The sequence below is a fragment of the Metabacillus indicus genome (assembly GCF_046603695.1).
GTDB lineage: Bacteria > Bacillota > Bacilli > Bacillales > Bacillaceae > Bacillus_P > Bacillus_P indicus.
On record NZ_CP176757.1, the window covers coordinates 3974370 to 3993438 of the forward strand.

Sequence of the window (19069 nt, forward strand, 5' to 3'; positions counted from 1 at the left end):
TGGACTATTGGCTGTTCACACTTTAAGCGGCACTTTCTTTTCCTTCTCCAATCACTGCTTTTTCAAGCAGCTCTGCCACATCATACGTGCTGACTGTCTCTTCAACTTCTTTTGCTTTCGTTCCGTCGCTGAGCATGGTCAGGCAGTAAGGACATCCGGAACTGATGACAGTCGGATTCACTTCAAGCGCCTGGTTCGTTCTCGCCACGTTAACACGCGAACCGGCATCCTCTTCCATCCACATCAAACCTCCGCCGGCTCCGCAGCACATGCCTGTTTCCCGGTTCCGGTTCATCTCAACAAGCTTTACGCCCGGAATGGCTTTTAATATTTCGCGAGGCGGCTCATACACTTCGTTATAGCGGCCAAGGTAGCAGGAATCGTGGAACGTGATCGTTTCCTTCACTTCATGCTTTGGAACAAGCTTTCCTTCCTTCACTAATGATGCAAGCAGCTCTGTATGATGGTATACCTCTGCTTCAAGCCCAAAGTCAGGATATTCATTTTTGAAAATGTTATAAGCATGCGGATCAATTGTGACAATCTTTTTGATCTCATTTTTCTGGAATTCATCAATGTTTTTCGTCGCAAGCTCCTGGAACAAAAATTCGTTTCCAAGACGGCGCGGCGTGTCTCCAGAGTTCTTTTCCTTGTTTCCAAGAATGGCGAACTTCACTCCCGCTTCGTTCAGAAGCTTTGCAAATGAAAGGGCGATTTTCTGGCTTCGGTTGTCATAAGATCCCATAGATCCGACCCAGAACAAGTATTCAAATTCTTCGCCTGCCTTGTTCATTTCTTTCACCGTCGGAACATGAACATCTTCGCGTGCCTCGCGCCAGTCTTCACGCTCTTTGCGGTTTAGTCCCCACGGATTTCCCTGGCGCTCAATGTTCGTCATGGCGCGCTGGGCATCTGCGTCCATTTTTCCTTCAGTAAGAACAAGATAACGGCGCATATCAATAATTTTATCAACGTGCTCATTCATTACCGGACACTGATCCTCACAGTTGCGGCACGTTGTACATGCCCAGATTTCCTCTTCTGTGATGATTTCGCCGATCAGGCTCGGATTATAGGCAAGCGATGCTGCAGCTTCCTGTGACCCCTGTCCCTGGGCCATCGCAGCAAGCTGGTTTCCCTTCGTATCTGCAAATGCATAGGCAGGAACCCATGGTGACATTGATGTGACGGCAGCGCCTTTTTCGGTTAAATGGTCGCGAAGCCTTAAGATCAGGTCCATCGGCGACAGCATTTTGCCTGTTCCTGTTGCAGGACACATATTCGTACAGCGTCCGCACTCTACGCAGGCATATAAGTCAATCAGCTGCGTCTGTTTGAAATCTTCAATTTTACCTACCCCGAAAGTCTCCTGAGTCTCATCTTCAAAATCAATTTTCTCAAGCTTTCCAGGATTCGAAAGACGTCCGAAATACACGTTGGCCGGTCCTGCGAGCAAATGTGCGTGTTTTGACTGCGGTACATAGACAAGGAATGTTAAAAGGATCAATAAATGAACCCACCATGAAATGTAAAAGATGACGGCAGCTCCCGTTTCACCGACAAAGCTAAGCAGATATGCAAAGCTTGATGCGATCGGTTCTGTCCATGTCAGCTCATGATTGTGCCAGATGAGGTTCATTCCGTTTCCAAGAAGAACAGAAAGCATAAGCCCGCCGATGAAAATCAGGACAAGACCCGCTTTGAAGTTCTTTTTAAGACGGACGAGCCTTTCTATGTATCTGCGGTGAAACGCCCATACAACCGCAACAAGAATCATCAGCGTGACGATTTCCTGGAAGAATGTAAATCCTGGATACAGCGGCCCAAGCGGCAGATGCGCATCCGGAATTAACCCTTTAATAATAAAATCAAGCGCCCCAAACTGGACAAGGATAAATCCGTAGAAGAACATGACGTGCATGATTCCGCTCTTTTTATCCTTTAATAGCTTTTTCTGGCCGAAAACATTCACCATAATGTTTTTCAGCCGCTCATTTAATCGCTGATCAAACTCCTGTTTTCGTCCGAGCTTGATATAAGCCATGCGTGAACGGATCAGGTATACAAACAAACTGACTCCGTAAGCGGTTACAAGTATGAATGCCAAAAAGTTGACCCATAGCAGTGCGTCCACTGTCTCTCCCCCGTTTCTGTGATGAAATTTCCCGTTTCCCCATGATTTCAAATACTTTAAATCCATTTAATTTTCAGAATTTAACCTATACTTACATGATAATAATGAATGAGCATTCAGTCAATGATTTTCACTCAATCTTCCCCTGATAATTTTTCATCCCGACGTAAAAGATAAAAGATAGATGAATTCATGGAGGGGTTGGAATGAGCGGCATTCTTTTTTTCACAGCGGTTATGGTTATTCTTGCTGTCATTCTCTCTATGGACTTTTATTTTGGTCGCAGACAGCATATAAAAACAGCGGCATCAACTGTCTTTCCTAAAAGAAAAAGTAATTTGGAGCTGTTCACAGTCGGCCAGCACTTTTATGAGCGGCTTTTTGAAGATATTGAAAATAGCACCCATTCCGTTCATGTGCTATTTTATATTATAAAAAATGATCCCGACAGCGAGTCCTTTCTTTCCCTCCTGCAGAAAAAAGCGGAACAGGGAATCAGCGTGCGCCTTCTTGCTGACTATGTCGGCAGCCATGAACTTGAAAATAAGAAAATCCAGCAGCTGAAAGAAAGCGGCATTTCCTTTGCTTTTGCCCATAGACCGAAATGGCCCTTCTTTTTTTACAGCTCACAGACAAGAAATCACAGAAAGATCACAGTTATTGACGGCAGAACCGGCTACACCGGAGGCTTTAATATCGGAAAAGAGTATCTTGGCAAAGATCCGAAGTTTGGCTTTTGGAGAGATTATCACCTTCGGGTTACAGGTGAAGGTGTCCGGGATTTGCAGCGGCAGTTTTTGACAGACTGGAATGCTGCGTCTGATGAGCAGCCTGAAGAGGATAAGGGGCTTTTCCCTGCTCTGTCACAAGGCCGGTTTGAGCACAGGTTTCTTACGACTCCGGGCATGGAACTTGAAAAGAATTTTCTCACTTTCATTAAAGAGGCCAAAAAGGAGCTTCTGATTTGTTCTCCCTATTTCATTCCCGGGAAGAAACTGATGAAAGAGCTTTTGAACGCAAGGAACCGCGGAGTTTCCGTCAAAATCATGGTGCCGATGAAGGCTGATCACCCGCTTGTGAAAGAGGCGTCCTACCCTTACTTCGGTTCCCTGCTTGAGGCAGGCTGTGACATTTATCAATATTATTATGGATTTTATCATGCGAAAGTCATTGTCGTTGACGACGGCTTCTGTGATATCGGGACAGCGAACTTTGATAAGCGGAGCCTGTTTTTAAATGACGAATTAAACTGCCTGGTTTATGACAGTTCCTTTGTTAAGGAGGTAAAGCTTACTGTGGTGGAGGATATGAAGAGGTCTGCGAAATTAACCCTCGACCATTATAACAGCAGATCTGTCCGGCAAAGGGTGATGGAGAAGACCGCTTCCTTCGTATCTTATTTCTTATAAAAGCGGCGAAAGGAGAATATCATGGAGATCCGTTTCGGCTATGTATCAAATGCTCTCAACTTATGGGACTGTTCCCCCGCAAAAACGATGACTTTTGCCCGCTATTCAAAGCTTGACCGCGAAGAAGCCGAACAGGCGCTTCACACTGTTGCAAAGCAGAACCTTGAGCATACGCTGCGCATTCTGCATTACAGCGTGGCCCATGAAATTCCGCTCTACCGTTTCTCATCTTCCCTTATTCCACTTGCTACCCACCCTGAAGTAAAGTGGGATTTTCTGACGCCTTTCGGCGGTCTTTTGCAGGAGATCGGCAGTTTAGTGAGAAAGAACAGTCTCCGGGTAAGCTTTCATCCTAATCAGTTCACCCTGTTTACGAGCGACAAATCGCATATTACAGAAAATGCCGTAGCTGATATGCAGTATCACTATGATCTTTTAAAAGGGATGGGTCTTGAGGATGAGGGGTTTATCAACATTCATGTCGGCGGGGCATATGGGAACAAAGAAACGGCGACAGAACGCTTTCACCGCAATATAAAAAAGCTTCCGGCTGAAATTAAAGCACGGATGACCCTTGAAAATGATGATAAAACGTATACAACATCCGAAACACTGGCAATCTGCGAGAAGGAAAATATCCCGCTCATGTTCGATTATCATCACTACTTCGCCAATAAAACCGATGAGGATGATCTTGAGGAGCTGCTGGTCCGGTTTGCGCGAACGTGGGACGGCACCGGGAAAAAACCGAAGATCCATATATCTTCCCCAAAATCAGAGAAGGAGCTCAGAGCCCATGCCGATTATGTGGACCTCGATTTCATCATGCCTCTTTTGAAAAAGCTGAAAGAGATGGATTTGGACAGTGATTTTATGATTGAAGCCAAACAGAAGGACCGTGCCGTTTTGAGGCTTGTAGAAGAGATTTCCGCCATCCGGGGTGTAAAGCGAATGAGCGGAGGATCTGTTGTGTGGTAGGATCAGTCGGCTTACGCCCCCTGATCCTCTGTTTCTTTATCAAACAAAGTTATATAGGCGGCCCATGACATGAAGGCTGCAACAAGGCAAAACAGGGCCGCAGCGCCTGCAAGAAGATATTCGCCTTCTTTGAATGCAGCATACGTCGCATACCCCATCAAAACAGTGAAAAACGGCGTCATAATCAGCATCGCATAGTCTCCTGCTATTGACCTCGCTTTATACCGGTTTTTCCCCCACATCAAGTACAGAATACCTGCAAGAACCGCAAGAAAAACCGCGCATGCCGCTGCATATCCCATTACTCCCGCTGAACTATTTTTTATCAGCCCGTCCGCTGTCACCCATCCAAGAAACAGGATTAATATCGTTCCCGGAATTTTCATCATGGAAGAAAGACATCCCATCTTCATGACCTCCTTTATGTATTCTGTTGATTTCATACCTCACCCTCATACAGTTTAAAACCTTTTTCAGGAAATTTAATGGGTGGATGGTACTGGATTTTGGCATATTTCAACAAAATACCGCTTAAAGCAAATAAAAAAGAACGGCCATCAGCCGTTCTTTCATACTTACATCTTTTCAGGAGCAGATACTCCAATCAGAGTAAGTGAGTTTTTCAATGTAATTTGTGTTGCTCTCATTAAAGCGAGACGCGCTTTGCTCTTCGCTTCGTTTTCAGGGTCAAGCACTTTTTCTGCGTTGTAGAAGCTGTGAAGCGCAGATGACAGATCATAAATGTAGTTCGTGATTCTGTGCGGGATACGCTTTGCAGCTGCTTCTGTTACTGCCTGCGGGAATTCGCCGAGTTTTTTCAGCAGCTCTACTTCTTTTTCAGATGTTATATCGTTAAAGTTCTGAACATCTTCGTATGAAAGTCCCTGCTCTGCCCCCTGGCGCAGCATGCTTTCGATGCGGGCATGTGCATATTGGGCATAGAATACCGGGTTTTCGTTCGACTGTGATGCTGCAAGGTCCATATCAAAGTCCATGTGAGTATCAGCGCTTCTCATCGCGAAGAAGTAGCGTACAGCATCAAGTCCTACTTCTTCCATCAGATCGCGCATCGTCACAGCTTTGCCTGTTCGTTTGCTCATTTTCATCTTTTCGCCGTTTTTATATAAGTGAACGAGCTGGATGATTTCAACTTCCAATGTGTCTTTTTCATATCCAAGAGCTTCAATTGCCGCTTTCATGCGCGGAATGTAGCCGTGATGGTCAGCGCCCCAGATGTTGATCAGCTTTGTAAATCCGCGGTCAAGCTTATCTTTGTGGTAAGCGATATCCGGCGTTAAATACGTGTAGGAGCCGTCATTTTTAATTAGCACGCGGTCTTTATCATCGCCGTATGCCGTTGAACGGAACCAAGTCGCTCCCTCTTCCTCGAAAATATGTCCTTTTTCGCGGAGAACAGCAAGAGCAGCATCAATTTTCCCGTTTTGGTAAAGAGAGGTTTCTGAATACCAGACGTCAAACGGCACGCGGAATGCATCCAGATCCTTCTTCAGTTTATCCATCTCGAATTTCAGGCCGTACTCACGGAAAAACGCAAGACGCTCTTCTTTGCTTTCTGACACGAACCGGTCACCGAATTCTTCAGCAAGCTTTTTGCCGATATCAATGATGTCCTTGCCGTGATAGCCGTCTTCAGGCATCGCCGCGTCCTGGCCGAGAGCCTGCAGATAGCGCGCTTCAACTGACAGAGCGAGGTTGTTGATCTGGTTGCCTGCATCGTTGATGTAATACTCGCGTGAAACATCATAGCCTGCTTTATCAAGAATGTTGCACAGGGAATCTCCGACCGCTGCACCGCGCGCGTGGCCCAAGTGAAGCGTGCCTGTCGGGTTGGCTGATACAAACTCAACCTGAAGCTTTTCATTGTTGCCGATGTTCACTTCGCCGTAGGCCTCTCCTGCTTCTAAAATAGACGGGATGAGATCCGTAAGGTACGAATTATTCATGTAAAAATTGATGAAACCTGGTCCGGCAATTTCAATTTTTTCGATTGATGCCTTTCCTTTATCAAAAGACGCTACAATGCTTTCTGCAATCGCACGAGGTGCTTTTTTTGCAACACGCGCAAGCTGCATCGCCATGTTTGTTGAATAGTCGCCATGCGCTTTTTCTTTCGGAAGCTCTAAAATCACATCTGGAATCTGGCTTTCTTCTGCAAGTCCAGCCTTAAGTACTGATGCTTTAATTTCGTCTTTTAACCGTTCTTTAACCTGCTCAACGATGTTCATCCTTTTTCCTCCCTAAACATGATCGTTAACATATGTGAATGCGAATCTTCTTCGCCGATTTGAAGTTCATATTGAACACGGATGATGCCGCCTGCGTTCCCGTCAGTCATCCTGACAGAAATGGCTTTTGTCCTCGTTTCAAGCCTGAGCTCCCCGAACTGCGTCCTGTAGTTTGTCATGGTGTCCACATCTTTTACAAAGCGCTGTTTCATGGAGACTGCCCCGGACCTCATAATAAACACTTCATCATCCCTGAATTTGACGACTGTTTTTACTTTTCCGTACTCGTGTTCCTCGTGATAGCTTAAATAGGAGGCGTTATTTTTTACATAGTGCTCGCCGGAAGTAAAAAGCTCCAGGTTTTCTGTGTCCCCGCCCTGATTGATCTCCGTTTTTACGATCACTTGAACTGGTTTGCTTGCCGTCATTGTCACACATCCTTATAAAAGTATCCGCTATTAACTTATCCAGTATAAAGATTTCGGGCAGAAAATTCAATAGAAGGCAAGTAGTAGTTATCATCGTTGACGTTCTGGGGTCATTTATACCCAAAAATGAAAAAGCTCCAGTTTTGAACTGGAGCTTTTCTCATTATGGGCGCTTTTGCACCCAGCCTAAAATCATTTCACGAAGCAGTTTGCTTGCTGTATTGGCGGTCTGTTCAGAGTTGTCGTAGATAGGAGCGACTTCTACGAGGTCTGCGCCGACAACATGAATGTCAGAGCCGGCAATCGCATGAATGGAAGCAAGCAGCTCTCTTGATGTAATGCCGCCTGCATCAACAGTTCCCGTTCCAGGTGCGTGTGCAGGGTCCAAAACATCGATGTCGATTGTGACATAAACCGGACGTCCCGCAAGAGTCGGAAGGATTTCCTTCAGCGGCTCAAGCACTTCGAATTTCGAGATGTGCATGCCGTTTTCCTTAGCCCACTGAAACTCTTCCCTCATGCCTGAACGGATGCCGAAAGAATACACATTCGACGGTCCGATCAGATTGGCTGCTTTGCGGATCGGCGTTGAGTGGGAAAGAGGCTCCCCTTCGTACTCTTCGCGAAGATCCGTATGGGCATCCATATGGATAATCGCAAGATCCGGATATTTTTTGTACATCGCTTTGATGACCGGCCATGAAACGAGATGCTCTCCGCCCATTCCAAGCGGGAACTTATCCTCTGCCAGTACTTTATCAATAAAATCTTCAATGATATCAAGGCTGCGCTGCGCGTTGCCGAACGGAAGCGGAATGTCCCCTGCATCAAAGTATTTTACTTCTTCAAGCTCGCGGTCTAAATACGCGCTGTATTCTTCAAGACCGATTGACACTTCGCGGATGCGCGCTGGGCCGAATCTTGAACCGGGACGGTAGCTTACTGTCCAGTCCATCGGCATGCCGTAGAGGACGGCTTCGCTGTCTTCGAATGTCGGGTGGCTTTTAATAAAAACGTTGCCTGAATAGGCTTCATCAAATCGCATTTGTGTTTCCTCCTGATTATTTGATTAGATCTGCTACAAATTTCGGCAGGACAAACGCTGCTTTATGAAGCTCTTTTGTGTAATACTTCGTTTCGATCTCATGGAAGCGGTCTTCGCTCACTTCAAGCGGATCATATTTTTTCGATCCAAGTGTGAACGTCCAAAGTCCGCTTGGGTATGTCGGGATGTTTGCTGTGTAAAGACGCGTAATCGGGAAGATTTCTCTTACATCGCGCTGCACGTTGCGGATCAGGTCAGGCGTGAACCAAGGGTTGTCTGACTGTGCAACAAAGATGCCGTCTTCTTTAAGGGCTTTTGAAATTCCAGCATAGAAGCCTTTAGAGAAAAGGTTCACAGCAGGTCCTACAGGCTCCGTAGAATCAACCATGATGACATCGTATTCGTTATTGCTCTCTGCAATATGCATGAATCCGTCGCCGACTTTTACCTCTACGCGCTCATTTTCAAGCTCTCCGGCAATTTCAGGCAGGTACTTTTTAGAGTACTCGATTACTTTTCCGTCAATATCAACAAGCGTCGCTTTTTTCACGCCTGGGTGCTTCATAATTTCACGGATTACCCCGCCGTCTCCTCCGCCTACAACAAGAACGTTTTCAGGATTCGGGTGTGTAAATAGAGGTACGTGAGCAACCATTTCATGATAGACGAATTCATCTACCTGTGAAGTCATGACCATGCCGTCCAAAAGAAGCATGTTGCCCCACTCTTCTGTTTCGACCATGTCAAGCTTCTGGAATTCTGTCTGCTCTGTATGTAAAGTGCGGTTAATTTTAATCGTAATGCCGAAGTTTTCGGTTTGTTTTTCTGTAAACCAATGTCCTCCCATATTAAAACTTCCTTTCTATATATAGTTTCTTTTAAAGCTACAGTAACGATTATTCCCTAATCGGTCATTCTGATTCGCCAAATTTCGAGTTCAAAACCTCACGGAAAAGTATAGATGAATCTAGCAAAATTGCAAGAAGAATTTTAATAGAAAAGGTTTAAAAAGACTGAGATTTTCTCATACTGATTATCAGGAAATGTTGCGGATTTCACGTATTCCGAAAAGATGCAGAAATGAGGTGGGGAACATGGAGGTTATGACGCCGCGGAGAATGCGCATAACTATCAAAGCAGTACGAGCTGCTTTTTTCATCAGTCTTATTGCCATTTTTACAGGGTCAGTCTTGCTCGGCACCGTCATGCTTACGGCAAAATGGCAGGGTGCTCCTTCCCTGGCCGTTCAGCAGTCTTCCATTATGTATGCAGGTGACGGGTCTGAGATTGCAAGAACCCATCACGGCGGCAAACGGTACTGGGTGAATCTCGAAGAAATGTCCCCTTCCCTGCTGGCAGCGACAGTGGCTGTCGAGGACAGGCACTTTTACAGTCATCACGGGTTTGACTATAAACGGATCGCCGGTGCTGCGCTTGCAGATTTAAAAGCAATGGCAAAGGTTCAGGGAGCGAGCACGATTACCCAGCAGTACGCACGTAACCTTTATCTTGGACACGATAAAACATGGAAGCGAAAACTGTCTGAAGCTTTTTACACTATACGCCTTGAGCTGAATTACAGCAAAGAAGAGATTCTGGAAGGCTATTTAAATACGATTTACTACGGCCACGGGGCATACGGGGCTGAAGCTGCCGCCAGGTATTATTTTGACAAAACGGCCGCAGAATTATCCCTCGCTGAAGCAGCAATGCTTGCAGGAATCCCTAAAGCGCCAGGCTCTTATTCTCCTTTTGACAATCAGGAGCGGGCGAAAAGCAGGCAGGAACTGATCTTGAAAACGATGGTGAACCAAGAGCTTATCACACAGGCAGAAGCAGATAAAGCCTATAATGAACCTTTAAAATACAGAGCAATTGAAGCTGTTAAAGCACCCGAAGCAGCACCGTATTTCCAGGATGCTGTTATGAAGGAGCTGTCTGAAAAGCTCAACCTTGACAGAGTCACAATTGAAACGCGGGGTTTGCGGATTTTTACGACCCTTGATCTTGAGATGCAAAAAATCGCAGAGCAGAAGATGGCAGACATCATTGATGAGGATTCAGCCATTCAGGCGGGATTTATGGCCATGGACCCGAAAACGGGGCAGGTAAAGGCGCTGATCGGCGGCAGAGACTACGCAGCAAGCCCCTTCAACAGGGCTACACAGGCTAAGAGACAGCCCGGTTCGACAATGAAGCCGTTTCTCTATTATGCCGCAGTGAACAAAGGGTTCACCCCTTCTACCCTGCTGAAAAGCGAGCCGTATACGTTCAAATTTGAGGACGGTAAATCGGTTTACAAGCCAAGCAACTATAACGGCTATTATGCAGACGGCGACATCACCCTTGCACAGGCCATTGCGCTTTCAGACAACATCTATGCTGTGAAAACACACCTTTTCCTTGGCATGAATGAGCTGATTGACTCGTCCAAAGCACTGGGCATTACAAGCAGGCTGCAGAAGGTGCCGTCACTTGCTTTAGGCACGTCTCCCGTAAAGCTTTCCGAAATGGTCGGCGGATACGGGATGCTTGCAAACGGCGGCAAGCAAATCGAGCCTTCCTTCATCAAAAGAGTGGAAGATGCAGAAGGAAACGTCATTTATCAGAAGGAAAAAACGGGTGAACAAGTACTGAACGCAGAAGCAGCCTTTGTCACATCCCATTTGATGACCGGAATGTTTGATGAGCAGCTGAATGATTATACATCCGTTACCGGCCACGCAATCATCCCGAAACTTTCGCGGGAATATGCAGGAAAATCCGGTACAACTAAGACTGACAGCTGGATGATCGGCTATGCCCCGCAGCTTGTTGCTGGTGTCTGGACAGGCTATGACAAAGACCAGACGATCGATGCAGTAGCAGAACGCAGCTATGCCAAGGACATTTGGGCAGGGTTTATGGAAGAAGCGCTGAAGGATGAGTCAGTGAAGGCTTTCTCTCCTCCTAAAGGCGTCATTGGCGTCTACATCAATCCGAAGACCGGCAAGCTCGCATCAGACAACTGTCCGGCTAAGAGGTTCGCTTATTTCGTAAAAGGCACAGAGCCGACGGAGTATTGCACAGATCACTTAGAAGACGGGAACAGCACTCCTCAAAAAGGGGAAGAAAAGCAGGAAGAAACGTGGTACAAAAAAGTATGGAAATGGTGGGACTAGGCATCAGCCGCCCCTACTAGATGAAAAACCCCGGACCGCCCATGGTCCGGGGTTTTTCGTGTCCTAGCTTTATAAGCTATCTTCAGTTTACTAAAATCGAAAGAATTTGACAATTTGTTCACAGGAACGTCACAGGATTGTCACGATTCCCCAAGCCCTGTTTTCAGCTCCGCACCGGAGTTGTTCCACATATCTGCATTGTGGTTCTTCAAAAAGTTCATCAGCACTCCTTTAGAAGGTACATCCATGTGATCAACCATAATATGGCGCTTAAGCGATTTATCCATCTTGTTTACGTGTTCAGGGAGCGACTTATAGCCTCTTCTGATTTCACGGTCGACCGTCATTTCACAAGCCGTTACGCCAGCGTAGTACGGCCCTTCTGCTTTGCGGTCAATGGTCACCCATACGAGCCAGAACGGCTTCCCGTTCGGCACATCCTCCTTGTTCGGAAGAAACTTAATACCCTTTTCAACCGTGCTTCTCGCATGCATCGCACCGATGTCGACAAAAGCTTCCCCCTCATTTACATCTATAAACACAGGAGAAATATTCTCAAGGCTCAGTGCACCGACCCCATAGCCGCCGTGGCCGTCAGTCGGATCGTTTTTGATGATATTGAACGCAACCTTTTTCTTTTTCTTATCTTGCTCCATTTAGATAACCTCCTAGAAAAACGGGGTGAGTATTGTTTGAAAAACCGTCAGCACAGCATCCGTTCCATATGAAAACGCCGGCTGAATCGTGTATTCGTCAAGCGGTGTCAGAACTAAAATCAAAAAAACAACAATCCCGTAGTTTTCAAACTGCGTCATTTTCGCCCGGATGCGCGAAGGCGCCAGATCTTCAATGATCCGGTATCCGTCAAGCGGCGGAAACGGAAACAGGTTGAAAATGAACAGGGTAATATTTAATCCCACAAGGATGTTAAAAAACTGCTCCAGACTTTCTGCCATACCTGATGACAAACCGGTCAAAACCCCTGTACTCAAAAGTATATACCATAACGCCAGGCCAATAAAAGCGACGAGCAAATTGCTGAGGGGCCCGGCAGCCGATACGAGAATTCCGGCAAGCCGCGGCTTTTTAAAATAAAACCGGTTGACCGGAACCGGCCTCGCCCACCCGAAGCCCGCAATAAATATCAAAATCGTCCCGAACGGATCAAGATGCTTCAGCGGCGACAGTGTCAGCCTTCCCTGATTCTTTGCAGTAGGATCTCCAAATTTAAAGGCTACATACGCATGGGCAAACTCATGCACCGAAAACGCAATGGCAAGCACAATCACAACGTACGGAATGAGCTCTAAATCAAACGCCAAAAATTCCACCAATCATTCTCCTCGCTAAACATTCTATTCTCCTTCAAGTATACTATAGAAGAATCCACCTAGAATACAAAAAGGAGAGTGTGACAATGCCATACGTAACTGTAAAAATGCTTGAAGGCCGCACAGAAGACCAGAAAAAAGCACTAGTTGAAAAAGTAACTGCAGCTGTATCCGAAACAACAGGCGCTCCTGCGGAGAAAATCGCTGTATTTATTGAAGAAATGAGCAAAAATCATTATGGAGTTGGCGGAAAACGCCTCAGCGATCAGTAAGCAAAAATCCCCCGGCAGAGCCCGGGGGATTTTCTATTGAAAAGCCTTCGTACGAATCGCCTCTATGTACTCATACGCCTGGCCGATTTCTTCTTCTGTATATTTCTGCTTGCTCTTAAGCGTAAAGACCTTTTCTTTCACTTCCTCTTTTTCAAGGGAATCAAAGTACAGAACGGTAGAGACAAGCTCGAGGAATCTGGCAGACTGGTCGTTTAAATCCTGCATGCATTCCTGCATCGGCGGCATGTCCGGCTCATAATTGGCAAGAAACTCTTCGCCCGACTCTGTCAGGGAATAGCGGTACTGAAAATATCCGCCTTTTTTCTCGTGCATTTCATTCAGAAACCCGAGATTGCAGAGCTCTTCAATCCTTAGCGTCAGTTCCTCTGAATATGGTCCGTAAAAGTGAAAATCATACTTTTCATAAAAAGGAAGATTGATCTTTTTGGCTATGTAGATCATCTTCTGCAGCTTTTTCCGTCCGGTAATCTCACCCGAAGAAGAAAAGACCTTCATCAGCTTTGCGTGTTCATTCAGCAAACCCCAACACTCCTAACCTTGTATTTTCACAGTATCTCTCTCTTTTTATTGTGTACTGAAGCGGCCCGCTCCCGGCCTAAACATTCAGCAATTCCATAATCCGTTTCTTCGCTGTTCGTTTTGATGACATATCCTTTATGAGATCTAATGGAAAATACAGCTTGTGGTCGGTTCTGCGCTTTCCTGATATCGCATCTACAATCTCCGACTGGCGGGAAAGCTCCCGCAAATCCCCGTTTGGCAGCTGCAGATGAATCGGAAGACGCTCCTCTTCCTCTCCCGGACGGTAAAAATCGTAAGGAAGATCAGACGATGAATCCACTACAAGATAATAGTCAGGGTCGATGCCTGCTTTTTTAAACAAAGCTGTAAGCTCCATCAGCTTCTTCATTTCCACTGTTGCAGCAGGATTAAACTCCGCATATTGAAACAGATTCCTGTTCATGAACCTTCTGCAAAGGTCGCTCAGAATCGGATCCGCTTCCTCCTGCCACTGCTGGAAATAATACATCACAACGGACTCATCAAGCTTCAGATAATCCTCCGTGGTGACTTCCTCTTCAAAAATAGAATAAAAGTGGACCGGGTCCTGCCTGAATGTGTAATAGTCTTTGTGAAGCTGCTTGGCACGGTGCAGAATTTTTGTCAGGATAACCTCTGCACTCCGTGTGACAGGATGAAAATACACCTGCCAGTACATCTGATATCTGCTCATAATGTAATCTTCTACAGCGTGCATCCCGCTTTGCTTAATGACCACCTGATCTTCGCGCGGCCTCATGACCCTGAGTATCCGCTCCATATCAAAATGTCCGTAGCTGACTCCTGTAAAATAAGCATCCCGCTGCAGGTAATCCATCCGGTCGGCGTCAATCTGGCTCGAAATGAGGCTGACGACCTGCTTATTCTCATACGTTTTGCCGATCACTTCGGCCACCTTTTTCGGGAAATCGTCACCCATCTGGCGCAGGACGGCGTTCACTTCTGTATCACCCGTCAGAATCTCCCGTGTAAATTGTTCATGATCCATGTGAAACACTTTTTCAAATGAATGCGAAAACGGACCGTGCCCCAAATCGTGCAGAAGGGCTGCGCAAAGCGAAAGAAGCCTGTCGTCATCATTCCACTCAGGACGTCCTTTAAACACGTCATCTACGATTCTCCGCACAATTTCATAGACTCCTAAAGAATGATTAAACCGGCTGTGTTCTGCTCCGTGGAAGACAAGGTAGGTCGTTCCGAGCTGTCTGATCCTGCGGAGCCTTTGAAACTCTTTCGTTCCAATCAGATCCCAAATCAGCTTGTCCCTTACATGGATATATCTGTGTACCGGATCTTTAAACACTTTTTCCTCAGAAAGCTTTCCGCTAATGGCCACTTAAAGTTCCCTCTTCCATCTTGACTTGTATCCATTATATCGATTTGGAAATGATGGCTTCAACCATTATTTTCAAAATGAATCCGATAAAAAAATCACCACTGCAGGATGTGCCAATGGTGATATTATTTCTTCAATTTTGTTTCAATTTTAACGATCAGCTCGTCCTCATTCGGAGCTGATAGCGGACGGTTATTAACAAACGCAAACGATTTTTTTCTGCCTGGACCGCAGTATGACTGGCACCCGATGTCAATTTTCGCATCAGGATCCACTTTTTTCAGGCGCGGCAGCAACGTCTTCATGTTGGTTGCCTGGCAATCGTCGCATATTCTGAATTCATTTGCCACTGTCTTACAACCCTTTCCTTCTGTGAATCACGTTCAAACACTATTTGGTATTTTACAGCTATTTGAACGCCAATGCAAGCCGGGGGAAATAACTTCTAGAAAGAATCCCTTTTCGGAAAATCTACTATCCTTGTAAAGTTTTTGTATAAAACCCGCCCAATCTGGCCAGAATGGTAACAAGAAAATACACAACTATTTATCTAATGAAAAGCGGATGCACATTTTATCTGCTTCGCATCTTAAGAAATTATTCTATCTACACTTTTATTAAGGGAGTTGGAACACATGAAACAGCGACAAGACGCCTGGTCAGAAGAAGATGATCTGTTATTGGCTGAAACCGTCCTCCGCCATGTGCGTGAAGGAAGCACGCAGCTGAATGCCTTTGAAGAAGTAGGAGACAAGCTTAACCGCACGTCGGCCGCCTGCGGATTCCGCTGGAACGCCGTTGTCCGCCATAACTATGAAAAAGCGCTTCAGCTGGCAAAAAAACAGCGCAAGCAGAAAATGCGCGCAGCCGGAAAAGGCCAGCCTGCCAAAAAGCAGCTGCTCTACTCTCCGCCTGAAACAGAGACTGTACCTGAGGAAACCCATACGGCTGTCTATGAACAAGAAGAACTGCCTGCTGTGACACACCCTGCCTACCAGGAAGATGTGCACATGGAAGAAACCTATGAGATTCCATTTACAGCCCGCAGACCTTCTGTACCTTCGGTGACTTCAGCACCAGCCGAACTGACCATGAACCAGGTCATTTCATTTCTAGAATCATATTCTCAGTCAAACGAGCACGTAAATGCACTGAAACTTGAGAATGAGAGATTAAAGCGCGAAAACTACGAGCTTTCCATGCGGAACCAGGACCTTGCTGTAAAAGTATCACAGCTCGAGCAGGATACCGTCATGGTGCAGGAAGATTACGAAACACTCATGAAAATCATGAACCGTGCAAGAAAGCTTGTCTTATTTGAAGAAGAAGAGCGTCCGGCCACAAAGTTCAAAATGGACCGGAACGGCAATTTGGAGAAGCTGGCGGAGTGATGCAAAAGATGTCCTGATGGGGCATCTTTTTTAGTTCTAGATACAATTTACGGGATATTTACCACCAAAAGGGAAAAGGTGCTTGAAAAAGAGTTTTGGAGCACTAACGGCGGATCGTGTTGGGGCGTTAGTGTTGTTAAGAGTGGTTTGGAGCACAAACTCTTTTCTGGGAAGATGCGTTAGTGCTCTTAAAACTGGTTTGCAGCACAAACTCTTCTCTCGGAAGACGTGTAAGTGTTCTTAAACCTTGTTAGCAGCACAAACTCTTATCATGAAAGACGTGTAAGTGTTCTAAAACCTTGTTAGCAGCACAAACTCTTATCAGGGAAAACGCGTTAGTGCTCTTAAACCTTGTTAGCAGCACAAACTCTTATCAGGAAAGACGTGTAAGTGTTCTAAAACCTTGTTAACAGCACAAACTCTTATCAGGGAAAACGCGTTAGTGCTCTTAAACCTTGTTAACAGCACAAACTCTTATCAGGGAAAACGCGTTAGTGCTCTTAAACCTTGTTAGCAGCACAAACTCTTATCAGGGAAAATGCGTTAGTGCTCTTAAACCTTGTTAACAGCACAAACTCTTGTCAGGGAAAACGCGTTAGTGCTCTTAAACCTGATATCTGCAGCACAAACTTTCGTACAGCTAAGACGAATACGAAAAAAACAGGCAAGATCCCCTCCTGCCTGCTTTTTGCCATCTATTGAACTGTCCCAAATACCTTCTCATTTCTGTCATACATCCGAAGCAGGTTTTTTTCAAACAGCACCTGCTCATCAACAGAAAGGGATGCTGAGTAGATTCTGCCGCTCAGTTCCTTCAGTGTCTTCAGAAAAGAAAGCATCAGCGACTGCACCGTGATGCCGTCCTGAAGCAGCTCGCTTAATGAAGCCATTGTTTCCGGAACAATTTCGGGATACGCAAATTTTGTCTGCTCTCCTTTTTTGGCAAGTTCATAAAACCTGCGGATGAGCTCAGCACGCTCTGAACCGCTTCCATCTGCACACAGATAGATCTGAACGGCAATTCCTCCGCGCAGTCTGCGCTGCGAGATCCCTGCGAACTTTTTCCCGTCAATGCTGAGGTCATAGCTGCCTGGGCAGTACGAGCCGGTTATCTCGCGGGCTTCAATCTCCGCATTGTAGGGCTTCAGCATCCGTTTGATCAGATCCCACATCGTGTCATAGCCGCGGTTTATATCAATTCCTTTATCTGTTTCAGGAAAAATAAGCGAAATGTTGAGGACACCCTCATCAAGTACAACAGCGAGACCGCCGGAGTTCCGGACGATGACCCTGTAGCCCTGCTCCTTCAGAAAAGCTATGCCATCCTGCAAATAAGGAAGCTTTGTGTCCTGAATGCCGAGTACAACCGTTTTGTGGTGCACCCATGTTCTCGCCGTTGCAGGCGATGTGCCGTTTCCGACAGCAGCGCATAAGGTGTCATCCATGGCAAAGGACTGCCTCGCATCAAAATGCGGCCCGAGACTGGACTGGTCGACAATTTTCCATTCATCCTGTTTCAGCAATGTTTCAAAAGACATCTTCGTAGACTCCTTAGCGTTTATAAACATGTTCATTATAGCATGTGATCAGAAAAAAGAGACAGCGGCCGCTGTCTCTTTCCGTACGATTAGATTGCCTGTCCGGCAGTAATCAATGCAAGTTTGTATACATCTTCTGCGTTGCATCCGCGTGACAAGTCGTTAACCGGTGCATTCAGTCCCTGCAGGATTGGGCCTACTGCTTCAAAGTTGCCCAGGCGCTGAGCGATTTTGTAGCCGATGTTGCCTGCTTCAAGGCTTGGGAAAACAAATACGTTAGCGTCGCCTTTAAGAACGGAGTCCGGAGCTTTAGAAGCTGCCACGGAAGGTACGAACGCAGCGTCAAATTGGAATTCGCCGTCAAGCACAAGCGTCGGGTCCATTTCTTTTGCAATTTTCACAGCTTCTGCTACACGCTCTGTTTCAGGTGATTTAGCTGAGCCTTTTGTTGAAAAGCTGAGCATCGCCACTCTTGGCTCAATGTTGAACATGTCTGCTGTTTTCGCGCTTTCGATGGCGATTTCAGCAAGGTCCTGGCTGTCTGGGGCAATGTTGATTGCGCAGTCTGCAAAGACATATTTTTCATCGCCGCGCACCATGATGAACACGCCTGATGTTTTTTTGATGCCTTCTTTTGTTTTAATGATTTGAAGAGCCGGGCGAACAGTATCTGCTGTAGAATGCGCCGCGCCGCTTACAAGTCCGTGTGCTTGCCCTGTGTAAACAAGCATTGTGCCGAAGTAGTTTTCATCCAATAGAATCTTTTGAGCCTGTTCTTCTGTCGCTTTTCCTTTGCGGCGCTCTACAAAAGATGCCACAAGCTCATTCATGCCTTCAAATGTCTGAGGATCATAGATCTCAACACCTTCAAGTGTAAGATTCAGTTCATTCGCTTTTGCTGTGATCTCATCTTTGCTTCCGACAAGAATCGGCACGAGAATGCCTTCTCCGGCAAGACGGTTTGCAGCTGTAAGAATACGCTCATCCGTTCCTTCAGGGAAAACAAGTTTCAGCTCTTTTCCTGATACTTTCTCTTTTAAAAGACTAAATAAATCAGACATTCCAAAACCTCCTAATTTGTTAAAAACAAACACTCTACAGACAAGGATACTCCACTTTCAGGCAAATTCAAACAAGCCGGGACCAATGCAGCGCTTACACGACAAATTCTTTATTTTCTAAATAGACAAACATTTTTACCTTTAAACATCCTTATTT

At 46.0% G+C, this 19069-nt stretch carries 18 protein-coding genes; 5 read left to right on the forward strand and 13 right to left on the reverse strand.

Annotated features, from left to right (window positions below; all coding sequences use genetic code 11):
• Positions 1 to 22 precede the first annotated feature (22 nt).
• Positions 23 to 2134: a (Fe-S)-binding protein gene (locus ACK1LH_RS20200; protein WP_029566577.1), complete on the reverse strand. Its 2112-nt coding sequence runs from the start codon at positions 2132 to 2134 to the stop codon at positions 23 to 25.
• 206 nt (positions 2135 to 2340) lie between these two features.
• On the opposite strand from ACK1LH_RS20200, the gene cls reads away from it, so the two are divergent.
• Together cls and uvsE are read left to right on the forward strand one after the other, a co-directional pair.
• Positions 2341 to 3543, forward strand: coding sequence for a cardiolipin synthase (cls, locus tag ACK1LH_RS20205; protein ID WP_411334156.1), 1203 nt, complete (start codon positions 2341 to 2343; stop codon positions 3541 to 3543).
• 21 nt (positions 3544 to 3564) lie between these two features.
• Complete coding sequence (gene uvsE / locus ACK1LH_RS20210; RefSeq protein WP_411334157.1) at positions 3565 to 4521, forward strand: UV DNA damage repair endonuclease UvsE; 957 nt, start codon at positions 3565 to 3567, stop codon at positions 4519 to 4521.
• An 11-nt stretch (positions 4522 to 4532) separates the two neighbouring features.
• On the opposite strand, the gene ACK1LH_RS20215 is transcribed toward uvsE, so the two are convergent.
• The 5 genes from ACK1LH_RS20215 to speE form a co-directional block, all read right to left on the reverse strand.
• On the reverse strand, positions 4533 to 4964 hold the full coding sequence (locus ACK1LH_RS20215) for a hypothetical protein (RefSeq protein WP_411334159.1): 432 nt from the start codon (positions 4962 to 4964) through the stop codon (positions 4533 to 4535).
• Positions 4965 to 5096: 132 nt separating this feature from the next.
• Positions 5097 to 6767, reverse strand: coding sequence for an arginine--tRNA ligase (gene argS / locus ACK1LH_RS20220; protein WP_029283252.1), 1671 nt, complete (start codon positions 6765 to 6767; stop codon positions 5097 to 5099).
• Complete coding sequence (locus ACK1LH_RS20225; RefSeq protein WP_029566572.1) at positions 6764 to 7195, reverse strand: DUF1934 domain-containing protein; 432 nt, start codon at positions 7193 to 7195, stop codon at positions 6764 to 6766. The genes argS and ACK1LH_RS20225 overlap by 4 nt, the downstream gene beginning before the upstream one ends.
• Positions 7196 to 7358: 163 nt before the next feature.
• On the reverse strand, positions 7359 to 8240 hold the full coding sequence (gene speB / locus ACK1LH_RS20230; protein ID WP_320155327.1) for an agmatinase: 882 nt from the start codon (positions 8238 to 8240) through the stop codon (positions 7359 to 7361).
• A gap of 16 nt (positions 8241 to 8256) precedes the next feature.
• Positions 8257 to 9087, reverse strand: coding sequence for a spermidine synthase (gene speE, locus ACK1LH_RS20235; RefSeq protein ID WP_029283247.1), 831 nt, complete (start codon positions 9085 to 9087; stop codon positions 8257 to 8259).
• A 247-nt stretch (positions 9088 to 9334) separates the two neighbouring features.
• On the opposite strand from speE, the gene ACK1LH_RS20240 reads away from it, so the two are divergent.
• Positions 9335 to 11401, forward strand: a complete 2067-nt coding sequence (locus ACK1LH_RS20240; protein WP_029283245.1) for a transglycosylase domain-containing protein — start codon at positions 9335 to 9337, stop codon at positions 11399 to 11401.
• A gap of 140 nt (positions 11402 to 11541) precedes the next feature.
• On the opposite strand, the gene ACK1LH_RS20245 is transcribed toward ACK1LH_RS20240, so the two are convergent.
• Together ACK1LH_RS20245 and ACK1LH_RS20250 are read right to left on the reverse strand one after the other, a co-directional pair.
• Positions 11542 to 12057, reverse strand: coding sequence for a YwhD family protein (locus ACK1LH_RS20245; RefSeq protein WP_029283243.1), 516 nt, complete (start codon positions 12055 to 12057; stop codon positions 11542 to 11544).
• 12 nt (positions 12058 to 12069) lie between these two features.
• A complete protein-coding gene (locus tag ACK1LH_RS20250) occupies positions 12070 to 12735 on the reverse strand; it encodes a site-2 protease family protein (RefSeq protein WP_029566569.1) in 666 nt (221 codons plus the stop codon).
• Between the two features lie 83 nt (positions 12736 to 12818).
• Here ACK1LH_RS20250 and ACK1LH_RS20255 point away from each other — a divergent pair, with 83 nt between their 5' ends.
• Positions 12819 to 13004: a 2-hydroxymuconate tautomerase gene (locus tag ACK1LH_RS20255; protein WP_029283238.1), complete on the forward strand. Its 186-nt coding sequence runs from the start codon at positions 12819 to 12821 to the stop codon at positions 13002 to 13004.
• Positions 13005 to 13037: 33 nt separating this feature from the next.
• On the opposite strand, the gene ACK1LH_RS20260 is transcribed toward ACK1LH_RS20255, so the two are convergent.
• From ACK1LH_RS20260 to ACK1LH_RS20270, 3 genes are all read right to left on the reverse strand, one after another.
• Positions 13038 to 13544, reverse strand: coding sequence for a YwgA family protein (locus tag ACK1LH_RS20260; protein WP_029283236.1), 507 nt, complete (start codon positions 13542 to 13544; stop codon positions 13038 to 13040).
• A 76-nt stretch (positions 13545 to 13620) separates the two neighbouring features.
• Complete coding sequence (locus ACK1LH_RS20265; protein WP_029283234.1) at positions 13621 to 14922, reverse strand: HD domain-containing protein; 1302 nt, start codon at positions 14920 to 14922, stop codon at positions 13621 to 13623.
• Between the two features lie 125 nt (positions 14923 to 15047).
• A complete protein-coding gene (locus tag ACK1LH_RS20270) occupies positions 15048 to 15272 on the reverse strand; it encodes a DUF1450 domain-containing protein (protein ID WP_029283232.1) in 225 nt (74 codons plus the stop codon).
• 285 nt (positions 15273 to 15557) lie between these two features.
• On the opposite strand from ACK1LH_RS20270, the gene ACK1LH_RS20275 reads away from it, so the two are divergent.
• Positions 15558 to 16313, forward strand: coding sequence for an RsfA family transcriptional regulator (locus ACK1LH_RS20275; RefSeq protein ID WP_411334161.1), 756 nt, complete (start codon positions 15558 to 15560; stop codon positions 16311 to 16313).
• A 695-nt stretch (positions 16314 to 17008) separates the two neighbouring features.
• Here the strand turns inward: ACK1LH_RS20275 and ACK1LH_RS20280 are convergent.
• Positions 17009 to 17851 (reverse strand): biotin/lipoate A/B protein ligase family protein, encoded by an 843-nt coding sequence (locus ACK1LH_RS20280; protein WP_203289190.1) that lies wholly within the window; start codon positions 17849 to 17851, stop codon positions 17009 to 17011.
• 89 nt (positions 17852 to 17940) lie between these two features.
• On the reverse strand, positions 17941 to 18912 hold the full coding sequence (gene pta, locus ACK1LH_RS20285) for a phosphate acetyltransferase (RefSeq protein ID WP_029283225.1): 972 nt from the start codon (positions 18910 to 18912) through the stop codon (positions 17941 to 17943).
• Between the last annotated feature and the right edge of the window lie 157 nt (positions 18913 to 19069).

Coding starts and splice junctions, on each gene's coding strand:
- cls (WP_411334156.1), top strand. CDS start 2,341: ATGAGCGGCATTCTTTTTTTCACAGCGGTTATGGTTATTCTTGCTGTC.
- uvsE (WP_411334157.1), top strand. CDS start 3,565: ATGGAGATCCGTTTCGGCTATGTATCAAATGCTCTCAACTTATGGGAC.
- ACK1LH_RS20215 (WP_411334159.1), bottom strand. CDS start 4,964: ATGAAATCAACAGAATACATAAAGGAGGTCATGAAGATGGGATGTCTT.
- argS (WP_029283252.1), bottom strand. CDS start 6,767: ATGAACATCGTTGAGCAGGTTAAAGAACGGTTAAAAGACGAAATTAAA.
- ACK1LH_RS20225 (WP_029566572.1), bottom strand. CDS start 7,195: ATGACGGCAAGCAAACCAGTTCAAGTGATCGTAAAAACGGAGATCAAT.
- speB (WP_320155327.1), bottom strand. CDS start 8,240: ATGCGATTTGATGAAGCCTATTCAGGCAACGTTTTTATTAAAAGCCAC.
- speE (WP_029283247.1), bottom strand. CDS start 9,087: ATGGGAGGACATTGGTTTACAGAAAAACAAACCGAAAACTTCGGCATT.
- ACK1LH_RS20240 (WP_029283245.1), top strand. CDS start 9,335: ATGGAGGTTATGACGCCGCGGAGAATGCGCATAACTATCAAAGCAGTA.
- ACK1LH_RS20245 (WP_029283243.1), bottom strand. CDS start 12,057: ATGGAGCAAGATAAGAAAAAGAAAAAGGTTGCGTTCAATATCATCAAA.
- ACK1LH_RS20255 (WP_029283238.1), top strand. CDS start 12,819: ATGCCATACGTAACTGTAAAAATGCTTGAAGGCCGCACAGAAGACCAG.
- ACK1LH_RS20275 (WP_411334161.1), top strand. CDS start 15,558: ATGAAACAGCGACAAGACGCCTGGTCAGAAGAAGATGATCTGTTATTG.
- ACK1LH_RS20280 (WP_203289190.1), bottom strand. CDS start 17,851: ATGTCTTTTGAAACATTGCTGAAACAGGATGAATGGAAAATTGTCGAC.
- pta (WP_029283225.1), bottom strand. CDS start 18,912: ATGTCTGATTTATTTAGTCTTTTAAAAGAGAAAGTATCAGGAAAAGAG.